The sequence below is a fragment of the Boseongicola sp. genome (genome assembly GCA_014075275.1).
Taxonomy (GTDB): domain Bacteria; phylum Pseudomonadota; class Alphaproteobacteria; order Rhodobacterales; family Rhodobacteraceae.
In genome coordinates this window covers 1,659,820-1,683,051 of sequence record CP046179.1, presented here as the reverse complement: position 1 = coordinate 1,683,051, position 23,232 = coordinate 1,659,820, and the positions used below count along the sequence as shown (strand labels likewise).

The window sequence follows — 23,232 nt, the reverse complement described above, 5'->3', positions numbered from 1 at the left end:
TCTGAGAAGGAGATCAGCCGTGACCAAACGCACGTCTGCCAAATACAAAATTGACCGCCGGATGGGCGAAAACATCTGGGGACGTCCGAAATCCCCAGTTAACCGTCGTGAATATGGCCCCGGCCAGCATGGACAGCGCCGCAAAGGCAAGTTGTCCGACTTCGGTCTTCAGCTGCGCGCTAAGCAAAAACTCAAAGGCTACTACGGTGACCTGACTGAAAAACAGTTCAAACGCATCTTCGCGGAGGCTGCTCGGGTTAAGGGCGACACCGGCGAAAACCTTATCGGCTTGCTCGAACGCCGTTTGGACGCGGTAGTCTATCGCGCTAAGTTTGTTCCAACTATCTTTGCGGCACGTCAATTCGTGAACCACGGCCACGTCAAAGTGAACGGCCAGAAGGTTAACATCCCTTCTTATCGCGTCAAAGAGGGCGACGTGATCGAAGTCCGCGATCGCTCCAAACAGATGGCTCTGGTTCTTGAAGCTGCTCAATTGGCAGAACGCGATGTGCCGGACTATCTGGATGTCGATCACTCGAAAATGAGCGCCAGCTTTGTGCGCACACCGGGATTGGGCGATGTGCCGTATCCGGTGATGATGGAACCAAATCTGGTCATCGAATACTACGCACAGAACTAATCTTTGCGTTTTCAGGAAATTGAAGGCCGCCCGTTTGGGCGGCTTGTTTCATTTCTGGCCTCCCGTTGACGGGAAATTGTCCCCTGTGGAAGAATACTTGAACGAAAAAGCTAGTTGCTCACAGGCTAGGCAGCGGTCGGCGTTTTCGAATGTTCACTGTAGAAGGTCGTTCCTGACTTGGCCATATTCAAGAGGGCTTGGGGCGGTGCAAATCTGGAACCGTGTTCAGTTTCAAGCCTTTGGCAGATTTCCACTGCCTTAGCCGCCCCAATTCTGTCGAGCCAAGAGAATGGGCCTCCGGTCCAGGGCGCAAAGCCCCATCCCAGAATGGCACCGACGTCGCCTTCACGGACGTCTGTGAGAACGCCATTTTCGAAAGCCCGGACCGCTTCAAGCGCCTGGATCATCATCAAGCGGTTTTGCACTTCTTGAACGCTGGGCTGTATATCGCTCAAAGGAAAACTGTTCGTTAGACCGGCCCAAAGTCCAATGCGTTTTCCGGACTTGTCATAGTCGTAAAACCCGCCGCCCGTCTTGCGACCAAGGCGGCCTTTGTCTTCTAACAAAAACAGAACTTCGTCAGATGGTTGATCGGGATAACCATCCCCCATTACCTCCCTGCTGGCGCGTGCAATAGTGGCGTTCAGCGAGATTGAAGTTTCGTCAATCAATTGCAACGGCCCAACCGGAAATCCAAGAAGGCTGGCAGCATTCTCAACCAATGCCGGTTTGATCCCCTCATTGATCATGCGCAGGCCTTCCTTACCAAAGGCTAGAATGCACCGGTTGGCATAAAAGAACCGCGCATCGCCCACAATTATTGGGGTCTTGCGCAGCTGGCGTACGAAATCCAGAGCTTTGGCAACTGCAAGATCGCCAGTGTCAGTGCCCTTGATGACTTCGACCAATGACATCCTGTGAACTGGCGAAAAAAAGTGTATTCCGATAAACCGCTGGGGCTCGTCAATGGCCTGAGAAAGATCGCTTATCGGCAAGGTTGATGTATTCGTTGCGACCACGCAGTCGTGCCCAACAACCGAACCGATCTTTTGAATTGCGTCTGCCTTTACTGCCGGGTCTTCAAAAACTGCTTCAACAACAAGATCGCATCCTTTGAGATGATGGTAATTTGCCGTGGTCTCAATGCGTTTCAGGACCTCAGCTTTTTCTTCTTGTGTGATAAATTTTCGGCCAACGGACTTCTCGATAATCCCATCAATGTGAGTCTTGCCGTCATTGGCGGCGTCTTCCGTGCGATCCACCAAAACAACTTCGACCCCGGCAAGTGCCGCAACATGAGCGATACCTGCCCCCATCATGCCCGCCCCAACCACGCCAAGTCGCCGGACTGATTGATCTGTAACATCCGGGCGATTTGCGCCTTTTTCCAGCACTTCTTTGTTGATGAATAGAGAACGCACCATGTTTGATGAAACAGGATCAAGGAGTACCGAAGTGAACCAGCGGGCCTCGATCCGAAGGGCGGTGTCAAAGGGCACCATTGCCCCTTCATAAATGGCAGACAGCATGGCCTTTGCTGCAGGATAAACGCCCTTGGTTCTTGCATTTACCATCGCGTTTGCACCGACGAAGGTCATAAACCCTTGGGGGTGGTAGGGCGCGCCACCGGGCATTCTCCACCCTTTTCTGTCCCAGGGCTTTACAAGATCGTCGTCGATTGCGCTCATTATCCAATTGCGGGCGCTGTCCAAAAGAGCTTCGGGTTCGACAACATTATCAATGAGTTGTGCCATTTTTGCCTTGCTCGGAGACAGCATTTTGCCCTCGAGTAGTACAGGAGCCGCAGCAAGAGTTCCGACCAGTCGACTGTAACGCGTGGTTCCGCCAGCTCCTGGGAATAAACCCACCCGAATTTCAGGCAGGCCAATCTTGGCGGACTTAGTGTCAGACATGATCCGATGGTGGCAGGCCAATGCGATTTCGGTACCAATTCCGGCGCAAAGGCCGGGAATTGCGCATACTACCGGTTTGCCGCCCTTGTTCTTATCGTCCATCCCCGCGCGTTCTAGTTTGCGCAGGACCCTGTGGACGTTCATCAAGAAAGCCAAAACCCCCGGTGCGGGGTCTTTGCCCGCGCTTCGGACGATGTCCGAGAGCATGTTCAGATCTATACCGCCGGCGAACGAGTCTTTTCCTGATGTAATTATGATTCCACGAACACTGTCGTTATCTAAGGCATCGTCGATTAGCTGATCGAAGTCGGTGAACGCTGGCTTGGTAAGAATGTTCATGGATCGGTCCCGCACGTCCCATGTGATGACCGCAATGCCGTCCCTTTCGATAAAGAGGCGAAAGTCAGACATGATTGAACCCCCATGTGGGCTTACGTGAATTCCAACAAATGGCGGTGGCTGAGCTAAGGATGCGCCTCAGGTTTTTAGGCGAACTGATTGGTTGTCGGCGTCGTTGTGGAATTTTTTGAGCATTGCAATGCCGTTCACCAGAAACTCCACGCTTTCGATGATGAAGTCGTTTGATTCTGTTCTTCGACACAAAAACCGAATTCGATCCTGAGCAATTGCCCGTCCCGTTTCGGCGACAAAATTCCAGTGGACATGCACGTCCAGATTTAGGCTCTTTACGACTTTGATGTCGACGATCTGAGATCTGATAATCGAGGCACCGAATGTTATGGCATCCCTTCGGCGTTTTGCCAAAGTCGTAAGCAGCGCCGCCGAAGAATGCTCTATTCTGATGGTCGAACCGGCAAAGATTGAAAGCGGGTAAGTGTAGGCAGCGGCGAGCCATACCTCGTCGCCTCCCAGAAACGAATCTGCCAGCCGTTGAAAAAACGACTCTAGTTCTTCGGCCATTCTCGTCCACCTTAGCGTCCTGTCGGGCCGCAGTGGTTCCCACGGTATTCGACCCTGTTTGACGTAAGGTCAACTTACACGAATGCGGACAGTTTTCAAATACGAGAACCATTCGTCATACCCGCTCGATAATGATGGCAGCGCCCATACCAGAAGCGACACATAGCGTCGCAAGGCCTATCTCTTTGTTTTGTCGCTCTAATTCGTCCAAAAGAGTGCCAACAATAATTGCGCCGGACGCGCCCAATGGGTGGCCCATTGCGATCGCCCCACCGCACACGTTTAAGTAATCATGTTCAACATCGAACGCCTGCATAAACCTTAGAACAACCGACGAAAACGCCTCGTTAACTTCGAACAGATCAATGTCTTTGATATTCATTCCTGTGTCAGCAAGAATTTTCTCGGTGACAGGAACTGGCCCTGTCAACATGATGGTTGGATCGGTTCCAATCTTGGCGGTTGCCAGTATGCGCGCACGAGGTTTCAGGTCGGCAATTTCGCCAAATGTTGCCGACCCAATGAGTGTTGCCGCGGCACCATCGACAATACCGGAGGAATTGCCTGCGTGATGGATGTGCTCGATCTTTTCCAGATGGGGATACTTTAAGAGCGCAACTGCATCGAAACCGGGCATCACTTCTCCCTGTTCCTTGAAACTTGGTCTCAATGCGCCTAGCGTCTGCATGTCCGTTTCGGGACGCATGTATTCGTCGTGATCCAGAATTGTGATGCCGTTTTGATCTTTGATGGGAACAATGGAACGCGTAAACCGCTGTTCTTTCCACGCCATGGCCGCGCGTCGTTGACTTTCGACAGCGAAAACATCGGCGTCGTTGCGGCCGATCCCGTATTGGGTCGCTATAATGTCGGCAGAGATGCCTTGAGGAACAAAATAAGTATTCATTGCCACCGAAGGGTCCACGGCGATGGCCGCTCCGTCGGAAATCATGGGCACACGGCTCATGCATTCAACCCCACCAGCAATGTAGGCGTCGCCAGCACTGCCCTTTATCTGGTTCGCCGCCAAGTTTATAGCTTCCAAGCCACTTGCGCAAAATCGGTTGATCGATAACCCAGGAATGCTTTCGTCCAAGGACGAGGCCAGAACGGCAGTGCGGGCAAGGCATCCGCCTTGTTCTTTGACCTGAGTAGCGTTGCCCCAGATCACATCCTCAACAGCATGTCCTTTTAACCCGTTTCGTACTTTCAGCGCGTTCAGCATATCGGCAGACAGCTTTACAGGCGTGATTTCGTGCAGGCTGCCGTCTGGCCGACCTTTCCCTCTTGGGGACCGGATCGCGTCATAGATGAATGCGTCATGCATTGTCGTCTCCGATCTACTCCGGTTCCGCCGTCGGTACTGTTTTTAGAGAACCGACTTCTTGGGATGCTTGTTGCTTAAGAATTAACCGCGGTAAGGAACTTGTGAACCGGTGACGTTACGGCCAAATTTGACTTACCTGCCGTAAGGTATGTGCTACCGCGCAATATCTGCGCGTGCTTAGTTATTGAAACTTAACATCAACTCCAATGAATCACGCTTTTGGAACCGAAATTGACGTTCAGAAAATCGGCTATCGTTTTCGCGCGTCCAACTCTGCGTTGAACAACCTTAGCCGGGCAGCCAATTTTTCTTCGTCCATTACAGAATTGAAATTTTCAAACAAGAAACTCAGAGCTTCGCCTTCATCCAGACCAGCTTCGTTTGCAAACTTGCGTAGTCTTCGGAAACCATCTTCGGTCATGGCAACCGGAAAACGTCGTGTCAGGCGTAGGCGTTTGGGCATGTTTGAACTCTTCAGTAGGTCATCGAACAGCAGCCTAGAAGCTTGATGCCTTCAGCGCCATCACTGGATTCGCACCGGTCTTGATGCGTGCCAAATGTAACTTCGTCGCTGGAAGATGCCGCGCCATGTAATACCGGCCAGATTCTAACTTTGCTTGATAGAAACTCTGTTCCTGTGTTCCACTGCTTAAGGCCGTTTGCGACACCTTGGCCATGCGGGCCCACATCAACCCCAATGCGACGTGACCGAACAAATGCATGAAATCGTAACTTCCGGCCAGAGCAGAGTTAGGAGATTTTTGCGCATGGTTCATGAAATACATTGCCGCCGACTGAAGGTCCTTGGATGCTGACTTCAGTGGGTCCAAGAAGTCTGTCCGCAAAGATTCTTCTGTCTCATTCTCTTTGATAAAGCTCTTAACAATATCAAAGAATGCTAAGATCGATTTACCGCCGTCCATGGGCAACTTTCGTCCAACCAGATCAAGCGACTGAACCCCATTTGTACCCTCGTAAATCATGGTTATTCTGGCATCGCGGACAAACTGCTCGATACCCGCATCCCTAGTGAAACCAGTGCCACCAAAAGTTTGCTGCGCGTTCACGCAACTTTCGAACCCTTTGTCGGTCAAAAAACCTTTCATTACAGGAATTAAGAGCGAAACCAGAGATTGCGCGTGCTCATCGCCAAGTTGCTGTGATCTGTCGATGAGCAATGCCCCCCCAAAAGCAAGTGCCCTGGCGGCTTCGATAAAGGCTTTTTGGTCCAGCAAATTCCGACGAACATCAGGATGGACGATGATAGGGTCCGCTGGTTCATCCGGGTTTTGGGGTCCGGTTACATCGCGACCCTGAAGACGGTCGCGCGCAAATCCAATAGCGTTCTGATACGCAACTTCGCTTTGCGCATACCCCTGCACAGCCACCGAATGACGCGCTTCGTTCATCATTGTGAACATTGCGCGCATGCCTTTGTGTTTTTTGCCGATTAGCCAGCCCGTTGCGCCCTCGTAGTTCATTATGCAGGTCGCGTTGCCATGGATGCCCATTTTGGATTCCAGACCACCACATGTGACAGAGTTTCGTTCGCCGAGATTTCTGTCCGGATCAGGTAGAAATTTCGGAACCACGAACATCGAGATGCCCTTCACGCCATTCGGCGATTCGGGCAGGCGGGCAAGAACAAGATGAACAATGTTTTCGCAAAGGTCGTGCTCTCCAGAGGAAATCCAAATCTTCTGTCCGGTGATCTGATAGCTGCCGTCATTTTGCGGCTGAGCACGGGTTTTGATGAGACTTAAATCCGTGCCGCATTGTGGCTCGGTCAGGTTCATTGTTCCTGTCCATTGCCCTGAGTTAAGACGATGAAGATATGTCTCTTTTTGCTCGTCAGTTCCGTGGGCGGCGATGGCTGACGCGGCGCCGTGTGACAGCCCAAGATACATTTGAAACGCCATGTTCGCTGCTGAAAATAGTTCGCCCACGGCCGTTTGCATTAGATAGGGCATGCCCTGGCCACCGAAGGCTGGGTCGCCATCTAGGCCAGTCCAGCCCCCGTTGCAGATTTGCGTGTAGGCGTCGTTGAAACCTGTCGGTGCTCTAACCACACCATCTTCGAAGGTGCATCCTTCGAAATCACCGACTGCATTCAGTGGTTGCAAGACTTCCGATGCGATCTTTCCAGCTCCGCTCAGAACCGCGTTTGTTAATGCTTGATCAAGATCCTGATAGCCGGGAATACCCGCTTCTGACACGCGCAAAAGCTCGTGCAGAACAAACTGCATATCCCGCAATGGCGGCGCAAAAGTTGGCATCTAGATCTCTTTATCGGTTGTGACCGCAAAAAGAGTTTATTCGGCGGCTGCGGCCGAAGGGTTCTGAAGCGAAGCGATCAGGTTTTCGCCCCAGGACAACTGTGCTTTCAGCTCGGTAATGGCGACGTTCAATTCGTCGCGCTGACGTTCCATGTCTTCCAGACGCTCTTGTCCCAATTCGAATGCACGGGTCATCTGGGTCAGGTTCTGGCTGTCAGTATTGTAAAGGTCGAGAAGCTGGCGGATGTCTTCAAGACTGAACCCGAACCGCTTTCCTCGCAGGATTAGTTTCAACCTCGCCTGGTCGCGTCTTGTAAAAAGCCTTTTTGTGCCTTTTCGAACTGGGAAGAGTAGTTCTTTGGCTTCGTAAAACCGTAAAGTACGAGGTGTTACCTCAAATACTTCACACATTTCGCGGATCGATAAAAATGGCTCAGACATGGACCTATACGCTGTTGTTATCGTTTTGACTTGAGTATCCGAATAGGACGGGACAAGTGGCGTTGACGTTTACGTAAAGAATACGTCGCGTCATAGTCATATTCTGGCGATTTTGCGCTATTGTGACGTAGCGTCACAATCAGGTTGCGAGACTAGCTGTCAGATCGATCAACTTCTGCGCGAATTTTTTCCAGATCTTCGATGGTGGCATCCAGCTTTTCGCGCTCGGATTTTAAGACCGTCAACTGTCGATCAGCGTGGAACACGAACTCGCGAAGTTGTGCCTCGGTGCCTTTTTGTTCATAGATTTCCAACCACTGGCGGATTTCTTCCAAACTGAACCCCCACCGGCGACCACGCAGGATCAGCGTCATTCTGGCAATTTCACGCGGGCCATAGAACCGCGAACGTCCCTCCTTTTCGGGTGAAAGAAGCTCGATATACTCATAGTAACGCAGGGTTCTGGGGGTGGCCTCGAACCTTGCGCACATCTCTTTGAAATTCAGACGTTCAGCCGCCATAAGCGCCCTCCGTAACACCAGACTAATCGCACATTGCCAATCGATCAATCGTCGCGGAATCGTGAGCCTTGCGAACTCTGCTTGTGCCTGATTGAAAGTGCTTAACTGCTTTGGAGAGAATGGTGTCTGAAGACCAGAAGCGTGCCTTGGTGCGCCAATTTATCGAAAGTATCCCACATTCCGCTGTGTTGGGGCTGTCGTTCGTTGAAATTGGCTCAGGCGAGGTGGAAATGACGATGCCCTACGACAAGAAACTTGTCGGCGACCCCGCGACCGGTGTGATCCATGGTGGTGCCGTTTCGACGTTGATGGACACAAGCTGCGGGGCGGCCGTTGTGTGCCACCCGGAAAGCGCCGGGGTAACGGCTACTTTAGATTTGCGGATTGATTATATGCGTGCAGCGACGCCGGGGCAGGCGATTTCGGCGCGGGCGACTGTGTATCATGTGGGACGAACGGTGGCCTTTGTTCGGGCGGTGGCGATGGACGCAGACCGGGATAATCCAGTGGCGACGGCTACGGGGGCGTTTACGATTGAAAATCGGAGTGCCGCGTCATGAAACGTGAAAAGCCCGAGCCGGTTCAAAAGGTGAAGGAGCGCCGCGACAAAGCGTTGGCCGCTATCGCAGGCGGCATTCCCTACGTTCAGTTTTTGGGAATTCGGTTTGAAAGACGCGGGGATGAACTGACCGGGGTCTTGGGATTTGATGATAAGTTGATCGGAAACCCAATGCTGCCAGCGTTGCACGGTGGAGTGACGGCTGCGTTTTTAGAGACAACCGCATTGATCGAATTGGGTTGGCAAAGCCTGTGGGCTGAAATTGAGAGTGGTCGGATCGACGCCGAGTCTCTGGATGCGGACACGATGCCGAGAATGCCGAAAACGATCGATTTTACAGTGGATTATCTGCGCACAGGGCTGCCACGGGATGCCTATGCGCGCGCGACGATCAACCGGTCAGGGCGGCGCTATGCCAGTGTGCATGTCGAAGCATGGCAAGACAATCGGTCACGGCTTTATGCCCAGGCGACGGGACATTTTCTAATGCCGTCTTTGGATGAGGCGACAAAGTGAGCACCGATGCTGCGCGACCGGACGCGCCAAAGATTACGAACCGCCGGGTTTTGGCGATTGCTCTGCCGATTGTGGTGTCGAACGCGACAGTGCCGATCCTTGGGGTCGTGGATACAGGCGTAGTCGGGCAATTGGGAGATCCGGTGCCCATTGGCGCGGTGGGGATCGGGGCGATCATCATCAGCGCGGTTTACTGGATTTTCGGCTTCCTGCGGATGGGGACCGTGGGGCTGACAAGTCAGGCATTGGGGGCCAACGATAGGGCCGAGGCGGACGCTTTGCTGATGCGGGCACTGATGGTTGGCATTGGTGGTGGCGTCGTTCTGATCCTGTTGCAACAGCTTGTTTTTGCTGGCGCTTTTTGGCTGTCCCCGGCGTCGCCCGAAGTTGAGACTTTGGCGCGAGAGTATATGCAGATCCGTATCTGGTCTGCGCCTGCGGCGATTGCTTTGTTCGGGATCACGGGTTGGTTGATCGCGGCTGAGAGGACGCGGGCGGTGCTGGTTATTCAGGTTTGGATGAACGGGCTGAACATCATTCTGGATTTCGTTTTTGTGCTGGGGCTGGGTTGGGGCGTTGGTGGCGTGGCGACGGCAACGTTTATTGCCGAATGGTCTGGGCTGGCGGTGGGGCTTTGGTTCTGCCGGGATGCGTTTGGGCGACCGCATTGGAACGAGTGGGGCAGGGTATTGGATAAGGCCCGGATTATGACGATGGCGGCGGTCAATCGGGATATTTTGATCCGGTCATTGTTGTTAGAGGCGATCTTTGTGTCGTTCCTTTTCTTCGGGGCTGACTTTGGGGATGTGCAGCTGGCTGCAAACCAGATATTGCTGCAATTCCTGCATGTTACGGCCTATGCACTGGATGGATTTGCCTTTGCTGCCGAAGCGATTGTGGGTCAGGCAATGGGGGCAAAAGCGCGGGCGCGACTTAGGCGCGGGGCCTTGCTGACCTCGGCTTGGGGAAGTGGGATCATGGTGGTTTTCGCGGTTTGCGTCGCGTTGTTTGGCGCGTTTGTCATTGATTTGATGACAACATCCGAAGAAGTGCGCGCGGTGGCGCGGGTCTATTTGCCATGGATGATTGCGGCACCGGTATTGGGGATCGCGGCTTGGATGTTAGACGGCATATTCATCGGCGCGACACGAACTGCAGATATGCGAAATATGATGGTGATCTCGGCGGCGGTGTATTTCGCGGCAATCTGGGTGTTGGTGCCCGCTTATGGAAACCACGGTCTTTGGGCTGCGCTTTTGTTGTCGTTCGTGGCGCGTGGCGTCACGTTGGGGTTGCGCTATCCGGCGTTAGAGCGTGCGGCGGCATAACCTTCCAGTAACCCCAAAACCGCCTCGGGCGGTCTGCCGATCGCGGCTTTTCCATTCGCGAGCACAATAGGGCGTTCGATAAGGATGGGGTTTTCCGCCATGACGCGGATCAGGTTGCCTTCGTCCGCATCTTTTGTCAGCCCAAGTTCACGAAATAGTTTTTCGCCGGTGCGCATCAGGTTGATCGCGGGAATTTTCAGTTTCTCCAGAACGTCCCTGATTTCATCTTCATTAGGGGCATCCTGGAGGTAATTCCTTACAATTGGTGAAACGGACCGTTCGGTGATCAGCGCCAGCGTTTGACGAGACTTCGAACAGCGTGGATTGTGCCAGATTGTGACGTTCATTCCCATTCCTTTGCGGCGATGCCGGTGGCCTGACTGACGTGTGTGAACCCATCATGGGCCAGCATTTCGTCGAGGCCATGCACGATGCGGTCGATCAGGGAGACGCCCCAATAGACCATGGCGGTGTAGAGTTGGACGGCAGAGGCTCCGGCACGAATTTTGGCGTAAGCGTCTGCGGCGCTTTCGATGCCACCAACGCCGATCAGGGGGATTTCGCCGCCGGTTTCGCGATAGAGCCGCGCAAGGACGCGGGTTGAAGGGCCGAAAAGCGGACGACCGGAAAGGCCGCCGGCCTGATCTTTGTGGCGACTAGTGAGACCGTCGCGCGACAGGGTTGTATTGGTGGCAATGATGGCGGCGACTTTGGCCTCGGCTGCGACCTGGGCGATCTGGGCAATCTCGCCATCGTCGAGGTCTGGGGCGATTTTGAGGAAAACGGGGGTTTCGCCGCGCACTTCCATCACGCCAGACAGAAGGGCGCTGAGCGCCTCGGCACCTTGCAGATCGCGGAGCTTTTCGGTGTTTGGCGACGAGACGTTGACGGTGGCAAAATCGACATGGGGTGCGGCAATGCGCATGACTTCGGCAAAGTCGCGTGCCTTGTCGGCGCTGTCTTTGTTTGCACCGATGTTAAGGCCAACCGGGATGTCATGGGCGCGGTCAGCGAGGCGGGCGGCTATGGCTTCGATGCCGTCGTTGTTGAACCCGAAACGGTTAATGGCGGCGCGGTCTTGGGTCAGACGGAATAGGCGCGGTTTGGCGTTGCCGGGTTGTGGGCGTGGTGTGGCGGCGCCGACTTCCAGGAAGCCGAAGCCTGTGCGCATCAGCGGGGCGATGGCGGTGGCGTTTTTGTCGAAGCCGGCGGCGAGGCCGATGGGGTTGGGGAGTTTCAGGCCCGCGATCTCGGTTGCCAGCGTCGGCGAGGTCGGGGTTTTGTGGTTGGGGGCGAAGGGTGTTTGCAGCGCTTTCAGGGCCAGCCCATGGGCGGTTTCCGGGTCTAACCGGTGCAGTGCTGCAAGACCTATGCGTTCAGCAAGGCTCATTCGACGCCATCGGGCAGGATGTGGCCGTGGTCGCCCAGAGGCATGTCACGCGCCCATGTGATGTCAGCGAGGCGTAAGGTGCGGTAGAGGTGAGGGAACTGGTCGTCGTTGCGCGAGACTTCCCATTTCAACGTATCGCCAAGGGGTTCAGACTCGACCGCCAGCAAGATCAGATCGTCCGCCCCGGCAAAGTGTTTTGCGGCAGTTTCCGCAGTCTGGGCGGCGGTTGAGAAGTGGATGAAACCATCAGATAGATCGATGGGTGCGCCTTTGGTTTCGCCTGCAACGCAGAGTGAGGTCCATTGCGGGCGGGTGAGTATCTTGAAAATCAACATGGGCGATCTCTGGCGTGGGTGTGGGCCGGGGTCAAGCAAGATGACGCGAGGTTTCCTGTCACAGGCTTTTGACAACCTGTCGCTATCACGCCAGTGTCTGATTCATAAAATCAAAAAACCCGGGGAGTCCTAAAATGATCACCAAAATTGCGATGGGTGGTGCTGTGCTGGCCTTAAGCGCAGGCGCTGCGATGGCTGATTTCAGCATCACAATTCTACACACCAATGATTTTCACGCACGTTTCGAGCCGATCAGCCGATTTGATTCGGGTTGTGGCGAAGACAGTAACCTAGAAGGCAAATGCTTTGGCGGTTCGGCGCGGATGATGACGGCGGTTGAGACTGCCAAGGCGCGCACCGACAACTGGTTGCTAGTGGATGGCGGCGACCAATTCCAGGGATCGCTGTTTTACACCTATTATAAGGGCGCTGCGGCTGCCGAGATGATGAACAAAATGGGTTACGACGCGATGACCGTGGGCAACCACGAGTTTGACGACGGCCCGGAAGTTCTGCGCGAGTTTGTGAACAACACCAAGTTCCCGATCCTGATGTCGAACGCGGATATCTCCGGCGAGCCATTGCTGGCGGGCGCCATTCAGAAGTCGACTATTATTGCCAAGGGTGGCCAGCGGATCGGCCTGATTGGCCTGACGCCACAGGACACCGACGAGTTGGCGAGCCCAGGCAAGAACGTGATCTTCAGCGATCCGGTTCAGGCAGTTCAGGGTGAAGTTGATCGTCTGACTGAGATGGGCGTGAACAAGATTGTTGTTCTGAGCCACTCTGAATTTAATGTGGATGTTGCTGTCGCTGAAGGCACTACGGGTGTTGATGTGATTGTTGGCGGTCATTCGAACACATTGTTGTCGAATGTGAACAGCCGCGCTGCAGGCGCATATCCCACGATGGTTGGCGATACGGCTGTAGTGCAAGCCTATGCTTACGGCAAATATCTGGGCGAACTGAAAGTGGTGTTTGACGACGAGGGCGTGATTTCCTCGGCTACCGGCGAACCGATTTTGTTGGACCGCTTTGTCACTGAAGACGCCGCGACCAAGGCTCGCGTTGGCGAATTGGGTGCGCCTCTGGATGAGATCCGCAACAAGGTTGTGGCGGAAGCCGCTGCGCCAATCGAGGGTGATCGTTCGGTCTGTCGTATCGAAGAATGTCCTATGGGCAATCTGATTGCCGACGCCATGCTGGATCGTGTTGCCGATCAGGGCATTTAGATCGCCATTGCGAACTCGGGCGGAATTCGTGCCTCGATGGATGGTGGTGAAGTGACCATGGGCGAAGTGATGACGGTGCTGCCGTTCCAGAACACTTTGTCGACGTTCACGGCATCTGGTCAGACGATCATTGATGCGTTGGAAAATGGTGTGAGCCAGGTTGAAGACGTGAAGGGTCGGTTCCCGCAGGTAGCAGGGATGACGTTCACCTGGGACAGCTCGGTTGCGCCGAACGAAGGGCGTATTGTTGAGGTGATGGTTGGCGGTGCGCCGATTGATCCGGCCGCGAACTATGGCGTTGTGACCAACAACTATGTGCGTGGTGGCGGGGACGGATACAAGATGTTCTCGACGGCGGCGGACGCCTACGACTTTGGCCCCGATCTGGCAGACGTGCTGGCCGAATTCATGGCTGCCAACGGTCCTGCAAATCCGCAGGTCGAAGGCCGGATCATGAAGAAGTAAGAAGTTGCGCGGCACCTATGTGCCACGCGACGGGCGGGGGACGCTGTCCCCCGCACCCCCTGGGATATTTCTGGGCCGATAATCGACATGTGTGGGCGCTTTGCGATTACTTTGCCGGATGATGCCATGGCGGCGTTGTTTGAGGCGACGCCGCCGAATGACTTGCCGGATGTTCCGAACTTCAATGTTTGCCCGACGGTTCAGATACATACCGTGACGTCGGATGGAGGGGCGCGTCGGTTGCGGCCGATGCGATGGGGGTTTTTGCCCCATTGGTATAAAACGCCGAGTGGGGGGCCTTTGTTGATCAACGCGCGAGCGGAGACGATTGCCGAGAAGCCTGCATTTCGGTCGGCGTGCCGGGAGCGTCGTTGTTTGATCCCGGCCACCGGATTTTACGAATGGACCAAGGATGGTGAGGGCAAACGATTGCCCTGGTATATTCATGGCCGCGATCAGGAGGTGCTTGCATTTGCTGGGGTTTGGCAGATTTGGGACAAGAGTGAGGAACCGTTGACCACATGTGCGATTGTGACGACCGGGGCGAATGAAACGATGTCGAGCATTCATCACCGGATGCCAGTAATATTAGGCGCAGACGATTGGGCAAAATGGCTGGGGGAAGACGGCAAGGGGGCTGCAACGTTGATGAAGGCTGGGCCAGAGAATGCCTTGAATTTTTATCGCGTTGATCCGGCCGTGAACTCCAATCGGGCGCGGGGAGCCGAGCTTGTCGACCCGGTCTGAATGGCGTGACCGGACATGCGTCGTGTTCAGCCTGTTCTTTTGGGGCGTTGTTGCCGGTTCTGCCGCAGCAAAGGATCGGATGGTTGAGCCAATGCCTGGTGCATTGAGCGCGGTGTTGAACTCAGGTTCAGTGTCTGGTGGCGATCGCTTGATCCTTGAGGGCGGACGGCACGGTGCCGTGATCTTGTCAGGGGTGCGGTTTGTGGACCCGGTGACGATTGTTGCGCAATCAGGCTCAGAAGTGTTTTTTGACCGTATCCTGCTGAAAAATACTAGTGGATTGGTTTTCTCCGGGGTGACCGTCATGCCGACGGTTGGATCGGGTGAGACCAGTGCTTTAATCGAGACCAAACGAAGCCATGATATCGTTTTTGAACGCATGGAGGTTGCTTCGGCACGTAGCGCAAAGGGTTGGAGCCCCGAGGATTGGGTGTTGCGGGCGCGCACTGGATTCCGCCTATTTGGTCAGGATATTACCGTTCGCAACAGTGTCATTCGCATTGTTGACCACGGCGTTTCATCGGCAGCGGACGGGGCCATCATTGAAGGCAATGAAATCACTTATTTTCGGGGAGATGGCATTCGCGCGTTAGGGGATAATTCGCGCTATGTGGGCAATCTGATTGAGACCTGTGTCGGTGTCGATTCCAACCATGATGATGGGATTCAGTCCTGGTCAGTTGATGCGGCAGGAAAGCCAGGGCGCGGCGTTGTGAAGAACGTCTTGGTGGCAAAGAATGTCATTCGAAATGGGGTGTTGGGTGGGGAACTTGCCTGTTCCTTGCAGGGGATTGGCCTGTTTGATGGCATGTTCGAAGACTGGATAATTCGGGACAATGTCGTGATTGTGGATCACTGGCACGGGATAACTGTCATGGGCGGCAATCGGGTTCGCGTGGAGAACAATGTGGTTGTGGATTCGCGCGATGGCAGTCCGGGACCGCCCTGGATTACTGTTACAAGTCATAGGGATGGCCGGATTTCACGGCAGAGTCTGATTGCTGGGAATGTGACACAACCGAGGGCCGGCGGTGGTGATCCGGTGTTTTGGCAACCTCAACCAGGGGTGGTATCGCGCGGAAATAAGGTGGTGCAAAGGGCAGGTGACGCATTTCGGTAGCAGTTCACGGATGCTGCGCTGGGCCGATGGGCTTGAACCCTCTGGTAAACAAGGGGTTGGCGCAACGGTCGGTGGTGGAGCGTTGTGCAGAGGCATCAAAATTCTTAACGTCATAAAATACAGGGGTTTGGGTAATTTTGCCCTGTCTGTATCGCGTCGGTATTACGTCGGTATCACGTCGGCGCCCCTAGCGGGTGTTGCGCGTTCGCACCCAAGATTTGGTGCGTGCGTTAGGAAGTGTTACGGGAAGTTTAAGACCGGGCGGCGGGATGTTGCGGCGGCGGTTCGGGCGGCTTAACACGGCAATGTAACAAAGCGAGGCGACAACATGATCCTGCACTGTGTATTCTGCAATTTTCGCGATGAAGCGCCGATGTTGGAGCGGATTGCCGTGCTACAGGAACTGGCCGAGTTCAGCCGGACGCTGGACGGTGTTGTGGCATTTGAATTTGGTCCGAACCTGGATTTCGAATTGAAGTCGCCGGAGTATTCGGACGGGTTCGTGATCCGGTTTGCCGACATCACCGCCGCCGAAACCTATGCCGGGCATCCGACACATCAGGCGCTGGGCATGCGGCTGGTTGGTCTGTGCAAAGGTGGGGCTGACGGGATAATGGTCTACGACCTGAACGTTTGAATGCAGGTCGGTCAGCCGTAGCGGTTGAACGCCTCTTTTTCCATTGCGAGACGCATCTGGAGGTCCGAGAGCTTTTTCATCTGAGCTTTGCGCTGGTCTTCGTCGGTGAGGGTTTTCAGGTGGGATTGCGCGGCCTTGATCTCTTCTGCCAATGCGACCAGCGGTGGTTTGACGTTGGCCGTGGTCATCATTCGGTTCAGGACGGCATCGGCGGGGTTGTCCAGCAGCTTTAGCGGCTTGCCCGCACCGGGCAGGTTGTCGAACGAGCCGTCTTTTGCGGCCTTCATAAGCGCATCGTCGATGATGGAGTCCAGCGGGTGTTTCATGGCAAACCCCAGTAACGGATAATCAGGTGCGGCGGAGGCGGATAACCACGTCGACCTTTGCAATCTCGGCACCTTTTGGGGCTTCGGGAATGCGGCGGATTTCGAGTTGTTCAGCAGGGGCATCCGTCAGGCGCGAGTCATCTTCCCAGAAGAAATGCGGGTGATCATCGGTGCGGGTGTCGAAGTAGCTTTTGGAGCCGTCGACCATGACTTCTTGAATTAGACCAGCGTCACAGAATGCGCGAAGGGTGTTGTAGACGGTCGCAAGCGAAACGGTGTCGGGTGAAGATTGCGACGCGGCGTGCAGGCTTTCTGCGGTGACATGGCGATCTTTGCCATCGCCGACCAAAAGCTCGGCCAGTGCCAGGCGCTGACGCGTGGGGCGCAGATCGGCTGTGGCCAGCCAGTCTGTGACTCGTTTTTGAACCTGAGCTTCCATGATTGCCCAATCACCTTTGTTTTTTGGAATATAGGGGTCGATATGGTGCAGTTTCAATTGAAAAACATCGATTTTGTCGGAATGTCACATCGACACGGCCCCTTGCGTGCCAATCCACCCCTTTGATAAGGCGAATATAGAGAACCAAAAAGACCACCAACGGGAGCAGGGGCGCATGAGCGAATATCCGAATTCTTTTGACCGCGAGGGGCTTTTGGCCTGCGCACGAGGCGAGTTGTTTGGGCCAGGCAATGCGCAATTGCCCGAGCCGCCGATGCTGATGATGGACCGGATTACCGACATCAGTGGCGATGGTGGCGAGCATGGCAAAGGCCATGTGGTGGCCGAGTTCGATATTAAGCCTGACCTTTGGTTCTTTGACTGTCATTTCCCGGGCAATCCGATCATGCCGGGGTGTCTTGGGCTGGACGGCTTGTGGCAGCTGACCGGGTTCAACCTTGGCTGGCGCGGCTGGCAGGGCCGTGGTTATGCGCTGGGTGTGGGCGAGGTGAAGCTGACCGGCATGGTGCGCCCTGAGCGCAAGATGCTGACGTATTACGTGGATTTCACGAAGGCCATTCAGACGCGGCGTTTGACGATGGGCGTGGCTGACGGACGTGTGGAAGCGGATGGCGAGACGATTTATCTGGTGAAGGATATGAAGGTGGCGCTTAGCGAGAGTTGAGGGGGAACATTGGCGGCTATGTGTGCAGTACCGGAGAAGCGTCAACGTCGGCTTTGCGGGACGAAGCAGCCTTTTGCATTCCAAACACCAATGTCTGCTTTCGAGAAGCCAGGATCGAATGCCGTATTGGCAGAGGCCAAAATCCAATACTCCATGTTGCCGTATGTACAGGCAATAAAAGTTCGGTCCTACTGCGACTTCCAAATCTGCGCGTAGTGCTGCAATCTGTTACAACGATCTTGGGTCAGATATATTTGATCGCTCTTGGCCGGTTCGGGCAGGTCAATTTTTCTTGCCAATAATGCAGCACCTTGGCTTGTTCCGGTAACTTGCTGACTTGCAATTATCTCGGCCTCTGTTTCTGCGGCGAGCATCTCAAGAAAACATGTATTTTTTGCAAATGGTCCTTCTACGATAACTGCGCCGTCATGCCCGATAAGTTCAAGACAATGGGCCGCGACAAGTGCGAGATAAAAATCCACAGCCGCTGTTCTGGTGCCTTGGCCGATCTGCGGTTCTTCGCCGACCCAGCTAGGGGAAAAGCCTTTGAACGGGCCGGTTTCTGGCGCCAGACTGGGAAGCAACATGATCTGATTTTCCAGAACATTCCTTATGTCTGCCGGAATTGGTGTCTTGCGCTTACCTTTAAGGGCCAAATCGTGTTCGCGACCGCCCATAAAACGTGCCGACGGAACGGCTTGCCCATGGGCATTTACATTTATCAAGGTATCAAGCGATGGATCCAACCTAACGGGTTCGCCCCCCACAGACATCGCCACCACCCAAGTGCCGGTCGACAGAACGCTAAACGGCGCCTTGTGTCGAAGAAGATGCGGAAGAAGAGAGGCATTGGAATCGTGAATGCCGCAATAAACTGGTGTGCTGGCGGGCAAACCTATTTTGTTAGCGAGCTTTGGCTGCAAGGTGCCCAGAATAGAATTTGAAGGTTTTGAGGTGGCAATCTTCCCTTGCAGTCCAAGTTTAGCAACAAGAGCGGAAAACTTGCCTTCATATGGATTCCACAAATCAGTATGGCATCCAAGGGAGGTAAGATCAGTCGCTGTATTGCCCGTCAGCCGATGCCCCCAATACTGTGGATAGGTTACTAGTTTTTCAACCCGATCGCGCAATCCAGGGTCAGACGTGAACTGCCAAAAAAGTTGCGCGCCAATATTCAGCCCAGCCGCTAATTGAGGCGACCCGGTTTCGCTGAAAGGCGGGCGAAAATCGCGGTATTCTTCCCACAAAGCATCTGGACCATCAAATTCATAGTCCAATATGGGCGCTGCCAGTTCGCCGTTTTCGTCCAGCAAGGCGGCCGCGGCGCCATGGGTGGTGATTGAAATTCCATCCACTCCGTGCGGGTCATTGAATTTGCCCAAACCATCCAACAAAAACGCCCAATGCCCTTCAACGTTGAAATGCGGGTATGGCGGGCCGGGCAGTGTTTTGTTAGGGCGTGTGATGACCTCAACCTCGTTCAGCGAGGCAAGATCGACCAAAGCAAGCTTTGCATTTGTTTTGCCAATGTCGATGACCGCGATGTGCTGCCTTTGGGTCATGGCAAGTGGAACACCGGGGTCAAGGGGGTGGCGATTGGCTCATTATTGGGATGTGTTTCCATGATATCCGCCATATGCGCCCACCATTTTTGCATGATGTCATGGGTCGGCAAATGGTCCATTTTGTGATCAGCGGTGCGCCACAAAACGCCAAACAGAATATTGGTGTCCATATCCAAGTGGATCGAATAATCCGACATCCCCGCATCACGCAAAAGCTGTTCTAGGTCTGGCCAAAGTTCATCATGGCGCCTTTTGTATTCAGCCTCGCACCCAGGGTTTAGCTGCATTTTAAACGCGTATTTTTCCATCACCGGTCCCTCCACATCGCCCAAAGACGTGGCAGCGCAATGACGCTGATAAGTAGCGCACCGATGAAAATCGACATCACAATGCCGGGTACATTGAGAAGGCCCAAACCAAAGGTCACAAGCCCCATCACAAACGCGGCGATCACCACGCCTGGGATTGAGCCCGATCCACCCAAAATATTAACGCCACCCAGAACCACCATGGTTACTATCTCCAACTCCCACCCTGTTGCGATCGATGGTCGGGTCGAACCAAGACGCGACGTTAAACAGACAGCCGCGATGCCGGACATTAGGCCTGTTAAAAGGAATAAAATGAATTTCACCCGATTCACCCGGATACCTGAAAACAACGCGCCCGTTGGGTTGTTGCCGATGGCGTAAACAGCGCGGCCAAAATTTGTTTTGTGCAAGACGACGGCGTAGATCAGCGCAATGATTGCGAACAAAACAAATTCAAACGATATGACCCACCAAACATACCCCTGCCCAAAATAGGCAAATTCACTGGGGTATCCGCCATAGGCTTGATCGCCCAGGACGATAAAACTGATGCCGCGAAAAAGGCTCAACGTGCCAATGGTCACAACGATTGAAGGCAAACCCAATCCGGTTACCAGCGCACCATTGAACGCGCCGCATAGAAGGCCAACAATCAATCCAACACCGACGATTTCCGGCGTTCCAGCCTCCATTTGCACAGCGGCGCCCATTGCCGTTGATGCAAGCGCAATGATCGAGGCCACAGAAAGATCAATCTCACCCGCTACGATCAAAAGCGCCATGGCAAAGGCGATCATCGCTTTTTCAGTAAAGTTGAATGTTGCATCGCTTAGATTCCAAGCGTTCAAAAAATAGGGCGACGCAAGCGAGTTGGCGATAAAGATACAAATCGCGACCAGCAAAAGCAGGCTTTCCCAGCTTTTCAGCCTCCGCTCCATCGGCGATTTCAAGCGATCTGGCACGGAACGCGCGGTTACGTCCATGATTTTTGCTCCGCTTGCTTTAAGATGATCCTGCCTTTAACGCGGCTTGATCGTGCGTTTAGGGCAACGGCAATGATGATGGCGCTGCCAGATATCGCCAATTGCCAAAAGGGCGATACGTTGATGACAGGCAATGCATTTTTGATCACCCCCAGAAACAACGCCCCCAGCACCGCGCCAGCAATTGTGCCAACACCGCCTGCAATGGAAATGCCGCCAATCACGCAAGCCGCAACCACGTCCAATTCAAATCCACCCGCAATATCGACATAGGCCACCGCAAAGCGGGATACCCAAAGGTATCCTGTAAGCCCCGCCAAAGCGCCTGAGATGGTGAAAGCCCAGAATTGGGTCTTGCCGACATTGATGCCCGCATAAGTCGCCGCGTGTGGATTGCCGCCGACGGCATAAAACGAACGGCCCAATGTGGTGCGCGACATAATCATGGCGAATGCAATGACCACAATAATTGCAATCCAACTTAGCATGGGCAGGCCAATGACTTCAGTGCGCGGGATCGCTTTAAAAGACGCGCTCATTTCATGGCTGTTCACCCATTTTCCTTGGGACAGCAGAAATATGAATCCGCGAAAAATGGTTAATGTTCCAAGCGTCACAACTATTGGTGGAATGTCTAACTTCCACACCAAAATGCCATTGAACATACCCATCAAGGCACCGAGAGCGATGGCAATTACCAAGATCACGACAATCGGCAAATCCGGCGCTGCAACGTTGATCATTGCAACGACCATTCCGGTCAGGGCCAGGTTTGCAGCAACCGACAGATCAATGCATTTTGTCAAAATAACAATCATCTGACCCACCACCAACAGAATCAACGGTGATGTATCGTTCAAGACATTTGCCAAATTGGAAGGTGCGATAAAGCCGGGAAACCGCATTGCGATCAGGCCAAGCAGCAACAAAATCGCGCCGAGCAACAATATCTCACGGGAAGAGGACAAGCGTTTAATCATGATGCGATTTCCTCAATGCCGGCTGCATGGCGCACCAGCGTTTCTGGTGTCATGTCATCTTTTGAAAGTTCAGCCACCATAAGACCCTCGCGCATGACGATTATGCGATCAGACATGCCCAGAACCTCGGGGATTTCTGAACTAACCATGATGACCGCCAAACCTTGGGCCGCCAACTCAGCCATAAATTCATGCACGGCTGCTTTAGATCCGATATCAATACCTTTTGTCGGTTCATCCAATATGATGACTTTCGGTTTCGTCGCCAGCCACTTGGCGATGACTACCTTTTGCTGGTTGCCGCCTGACAAACTACCGACATTGGTATCCAGTGACGCCGCGCGCAAATCCAACCTCTCGGTAAATTCGCGTGCCAGTTTAAATTCTTCGGCCAGCCGCAAGAATCCATTCTTCGAGGTACGTCTAAGCGACGGCAGTGTCACATTCTGAAAAATTGGCAAATCCGTGATCGCGCCCTGCTTGCCGCGATCTTCGGGAACATAAACAATGCCATTGTCCACTGCATCTGCCGCAGATCGGATACGCACCGTGTTTCCTTCGATTTCCAGCGTGCCCTGACTGGGCGCGGTAATTCCGAACAAAGCCTGCATAAGCTCTGACCGACCCGCGCCAACCAAGCCGTAAAAGCCCAAAATCTCACCGCCATTCAACGTAAAGCTGATATCGTCAAATTCGGTTGGGTGGGCATAGGCCCTTACGCGCAATACTTCGTCAGTGATCTTTGCTTTGCGTTCAGGAAAAATCTGGGTCACCTCGCGGCCAACCATCATTTTCACCAACTCGTCATTGTTAACGTCGGCAATATCACCGGCCGCCACAAATTGCCCATCGCGAAACACCGTATAGTGGTCAGCGATGCGGAAAATCTCATCAAACTTATGGCTGATAAACAAGATCGCTTTGCCTTGTGCCTTCAGTTTTTCCACCAGCTCATACAGCTCTTCAATTTCTTTGTGCGACAAGGCGGCGGTGGGCTCATCCATAATCACAACTTGCGCATCGATCGACAATGCACGGGCAATGGCCACAAGGTGTTTGCTCGCGATGCCAAGGTCTTTCAGCAGCGCGTTGGGGTCAAGTTCTGCACCGATTTCTCGCAGGATTGATTGGGTCTTGGCGACTGACGCTGCGGTGTCTATTAGACCGAACTTGTTTTTGGGCGCGTGGCCTAGGAACACGTTTTCCGCAACTGACAGCTCATCAAACAATACTGTTTCCTGATGAATGGCCGTAACGCCCGCACTTGAGGCGTGCTGCGGTGTTGGAAATTTGGTCGCCGAGCCTTCGACCAAAACATCACCATCGTCGGGCTGATAAATCCCGGTCAAAACCTTGACGACGGTAGACTTGCCCGCCCCGTTTTCACCAACAAGCGCGGTTACTTTTCCTGGGAACAACTCCAGTGAAACATCGTCCAGCGCTTTCACGCCAGGAAATACTTTCGTTATTCCTTGCAAGGCAAGGATAGGCGCTTCAGCGGTCATGATGTCAGCTTGATTCTTGGTGGGCGTCATAGCGCCCAGCGTAAAACCCGCGGCGCAACAAAGAAAGCAT

At 53.9% G+C, this 23,232-nt stretch carries 25 protein-coding genes and 1 pseudogene; 9 read left to right on the top strand and 17 right to left on the bottom strand.

Features of this window, described 5'->3' with window-relative positions:
* The first annotated feature begins 19 nt into the window (after positions 1-19).
* Positions 20-640 carry a 30S ribosomal protein S4 gene (rpsD, locus tag GKR98_08490; protein ID QMU58227.1) on the top strand — a complete coding sequence of 207 codons (621 nt, stop codon included), beginning with the start codon at positions 20-22 and terminating at the stop codon, positions 638-640.
* A 125-nt stretch (positions 641-765) separates the two neighbouring features.
* On the opposite strand, the gene GKR98_08485 is transcribed toward rpsD, so the two are convergent.
* From GKR98_08485 to GKR98_08455, 7 genes are all read right to left on the bottom strand, one after another.
* Entirely contained in the window at positions 766-2,964 is a 2,199-nt protein-coding gene (locus tag GKR98_08485; GenBank protein QMU58226.1) for a 3-hydroxyacyl-CoA dehydrogenase, read from the bottom strand.
* 66 nt (positions 2,965-3,030) lie between these two features.
* Complete coding sequence (locus GKR98_08480) at positions 3,031-3,474, bottom strand: hypothetical protein (protein QMU58225.1); 444 nt, start codon at positions 3,472-3,474, stop codon at positions 3,031-3,033.
* Between the two features lie 115 nt (positions 3,475-3,589).
* Positions 3,590-4,801, bottom strand: coding sequence for an acetyl-CoA C-acetyltransferase (locus GKR98_08475; protein QMU58224.1), 1,212 nt, complete (start codon positions 4,799-4,801; stop codon positions 3,590-3,592).
* Between the two features lie 250 nt (positions 4,802-5,051).
* Entirely contained in the window at positions 5,052-5,264 is a 213-nt protein-coding gene (locus tag GKR98_08470; GenBank protein ID QMU58223.1) for a hypothetical protein, read from the bottom strand.
* Positions 5,265-5,298: 34 nt separating this feature from the next.
* The gene (locus GKR98_08465; GenBank protein QMU58222.1) at positions 5,299-7,077 is read right to left on the bottom strand and encodes an acyl-CoA dehydrogenase; all 1,779 of its coding nucleotides are present in this window, start codon (positions 7,075-7,077) and stop codon (positions 5,299-5,301) included.
* A 36-nt stretch (positions 7,078-7,113) separates the two neighbouring features.
* Positions 7,114-7,518 carry a MerR family transcriptional regulator gene (locus GKR98_08460; GenBank protein QMU58221.1) on the bottom strand — a complete coding sequence of 135 codons (405 nt, stop codon included), beginning with the start codon at positions 7,516-7,518 and terminating at the stop codon, positions 7,114-7,116.
* 152 nt (positions 7,519-7,670) lie between these two features.
* On the bottom strand, positions 7,671-8,039 hold the full coding sequence (locus GKR98_08455; GenBank protein QMU58220.1) for a MerR family DNA-binding protein: 369 nt from the start codon (positions 8,037-8,039) through the stop codon (positions 7,671-7,673).
* Positions 8,040-8,158: 119 nt separating this feature from the next.
* Here GKR98_08455 and GKR98_08450 point away from each other — a divergent pair, with 119 nt between their 5' ends.
* The 3 genes from GKR98_08450 to GKR98_08440 are packed head-to-tail and all read left to right on the top strand — an operon-like array spanning position 8,159 to position 10,442.
* On the top strand, positions 8,159-8,599 hold the full coding sequence (locus tag GKR98_08450) for a hotdog fold thioesterase (GenBank protein ID QMU58219.1): 441 nt from the start codon (positions 8,159-8,161) through the stop codon (positions 8,597-8,599).
* Complete coding sequence (locus tag GKR98_08445; GenBank protein ID QMU58218.1) at positions 8,596-9,114, top strand: PaaI family thioesterase; 519 nt, start codon at positions 8,596-8,598, stop codon at positions 9,112-9,114. Before GKR98_08450 ends, GKR98_08445 begins: the two co-directional genes overlap by 4 nt.
* Positions 9,111-10,442: an MATE family efflux transporter gene (locus tag GKR98_08440; protein ID QMU58217.1), complete on the top strand. Its 1,332-nt coding sequence runs from the start codon at positions 9,111-9,113 to the stop codon at positions 10,440-10,442. The genes GKR98_08445 and GKR98_08440 overlap by 4 nt, the downstream gene beginning before the upstream one ends.
* Here GKR98_08440 and arsC read toward each other — a convergent pair.
* Genes arsC through GKR98_08425 form a run of 3 tightly spaced genes read right to left on the bottom strand, consistent with a single transcriptional unit; the run spans position 10,412 to position 12,167 of the window.
* Complete coding sequence (gene arsC, locus GKR98_08435; protein QMU58216.1) at positions 10,412-10,789, bottom strand: arsenate reductase (glutaredoxin); 378 nt, start codon at positions 10,787-10,789, stop codon at positions 10,412-10,414. The two genes, GKR98_08440 and arsC, sit on opposite strands and share 31 nt — an antisense overlap.
* Positions 10,786-11,832, bottom strand: coding sequence for a quinone-dependent dihydroorotate dehydrogenase (locus GKR98_08430; GenBank protein QMU58215.1), 1,047 nt, complete (start codon positions 11,830-11,832; stop codon positions 10,786-10,788). Before GKR98_08430 ends, arsC begins: the two co-directional genes overlap by 4 nt.
* Positions 11,829-12,167, bottom strand: coding sequence for a DUF952 domain-containing protein (locus tag GKR98_08425; GenBank protein QMU58214.1), 339 nt, complete (start codon positions 12,165-12,167; stop codon positions 11,829-11,831). The genes GKR98_08430 and GKR98_08425 overlap by 4 nt, the downstream gene beginning before the upstream one ends.
* A gap of 134 nt (positions 12,168-12,301) precedes the next feature.
* Here GKR98_08425 and GKR98_08420 point away from each other — a divergent pair.
* The 4 genes and pseudogenes from GKR98_08420 to GKR98_08405 all read left to right on the top strand — a co-directional run bounded on the left by GKR98_08420 (position 12,302) and on the right by GKR98_08405 (position 16,368).
* Positions 12,302-13,864: pseudogene (locus GKR98_08420) on the top strand (multifunctional 2',3'-cyclic-nucleotide 2'-phosphodiesterase/5'-nucleotidase/3'-nucleotidase).
* A gap of 87 nt (positions 13,865-13,951) precedes the next feature.
* A complete protein-coding gene (locus GKR98_08415) occupies positions 13,952-14,611 on the top strand; it encodes an SOS response-associated peptidase (protein QMU58213.1) in 660 nt (219 codons plus the stop codon).
* A complete protein-coding gene (locus GKR98_08410) occupies positions 14,595-15,731 on the top strand; it encodes a hypothetical protein (protein ID QMU58212.1) in 1,137 nt (378 codons plus the stop codon). The genes GKR98_08415 and GKR98_08410 overlap by 17 nt, the downstream gene beginning before the upstream one ends.
* 328 nt (positions 15,732-16,059) lie before the next feature.
* The gene (locus GKR98_08405; protein QMU58211.1) at positions 16,060-16,368 is read left to right on the top strand and encodes a Dabb family protein; all 309 of its coding nucleotides are present in this window, start codon (positions 16,060-16,062) and stop codon (positions 16,366-16,368) included.
* Between the two features lie 11 nt (positions 16,369-16,379).
* Here GKR98_08405 and GKR98_08400 read toward each other — a convergent pair whose 3' ends face one another.
* Complete coding sequence (locus tag GKR98_08400) at positions 16,380-16,817, bottom strand: DUF1992 domain-containing protein (protein ID QMU58210.1); 438 nt, start codon at positions 16,815-16,817, stop codon at positions 16,380-16,382.
* Entirely contained in the window at positions 16,717-17,133 is a 417-nt protein-coding gene (locus GKR98_08395; protein ID QMU60030.1) for a transcriptional repressor, read from the bottom strand. The genes GKR98_08400 and GKR98_08395 overlap by 101 nt, the downstream gene beginning before the upstream one ends.
* Before the next feature lie 175 nt (positions 17,134-17,308).
* Between GKR98_08395 and fabA the strand changes: the two genes are divergently transcribed.
* Positions 17,309-17,818 (top strand): bifunctional 3-hydroxydecanoyl-ACP dehydratase/trans-2-decenoyl-ACP isomerase, encoded by a 510-nt coding sequence (gene fabA, locus GKR98_08390; GenBank protein QMU58209.1) that lies wholly within the window; start codon positions 17,309-17,311, stop codon positions 17,816-17,818.
* A gap of 188 nt (positions 17,819-18,006) precedes the next feature.
* Here fabA and GKR98_08385 read toward each other — a convergent pair whose 3' ends face one another.
* Genes GKR98_08385 through GKR98_08365 form a run of 5 tightly spaced genes read right to left on the bottom strand, consistent with a single transcriptional unit; the run spans position 18,007 to position 23,162 of the window.
* Positions 18,007-19,380 carry a carbohydrate kinase gene (locus GKR98_08385; protein ID QMU58208.1) on the bottom strand — a complete coding sequence of 458 codons (1,374 nt, stop codon included), beginning with the start codon at positions 19,378-19,380 and terminating at the stop codon, positions 18,007-18,009.
* Entirely contained in the window at positions 19,377-19,691 is a 315-nt protein-coding gene (gene rhaM, locus GKR98_08380) for an L-rhamnose mutarotase (protein ID QMU58207.1), read from the bottom strand. The genes GKR98_08385 and rhaM overlap by 4 nt, the downstream gene beginning before the upstream one ends.
* Positions 19,691-20,677: an ABC transporter permease gene (locus GKR98_08375; protein ID QMU58206.1), complete on the bottom strand. Its 987-nt coding sequence runs from the start codon at positions 20,675-20,677 to the stop codon at positions 19,691-19,693. Before GKR98_08375 ends, rhaM begins: the two co-directional genes overlap by 1 nt.
* Positions 20,668-21,657 carry an ABC transporter permease gene (locus tag GKR98_08370; GenBank protein ID QMU58205.1) on the bottom strand — a complete coding sequence of 330 codons (990 nt, stop codon included), beginning with the start codon at positions 21,655-21,657 and terminating at the stop codon, positions 20,668-20,670. Before GKR98_08370 ends, GKR98_08375 begins: the two co-directional genes overlap by 10 nt.
* Positions 21,654-23,162, bottom strand: coding sequence for an ATP-binding cassette domain-containing protein (locus tag GKR98_08365; GenBank protein ID QMU60029.1), 1,509 nt, complete (start codon positions 23,160-23,162; stop codon positions 21,654-21,656). Before GKR98_08365 ends, GKR98_08370 begins: the two co-directional genes overlap by 4 nt.
* Positions 23,163-23,232: the final 70 nt, after the last annotated feature.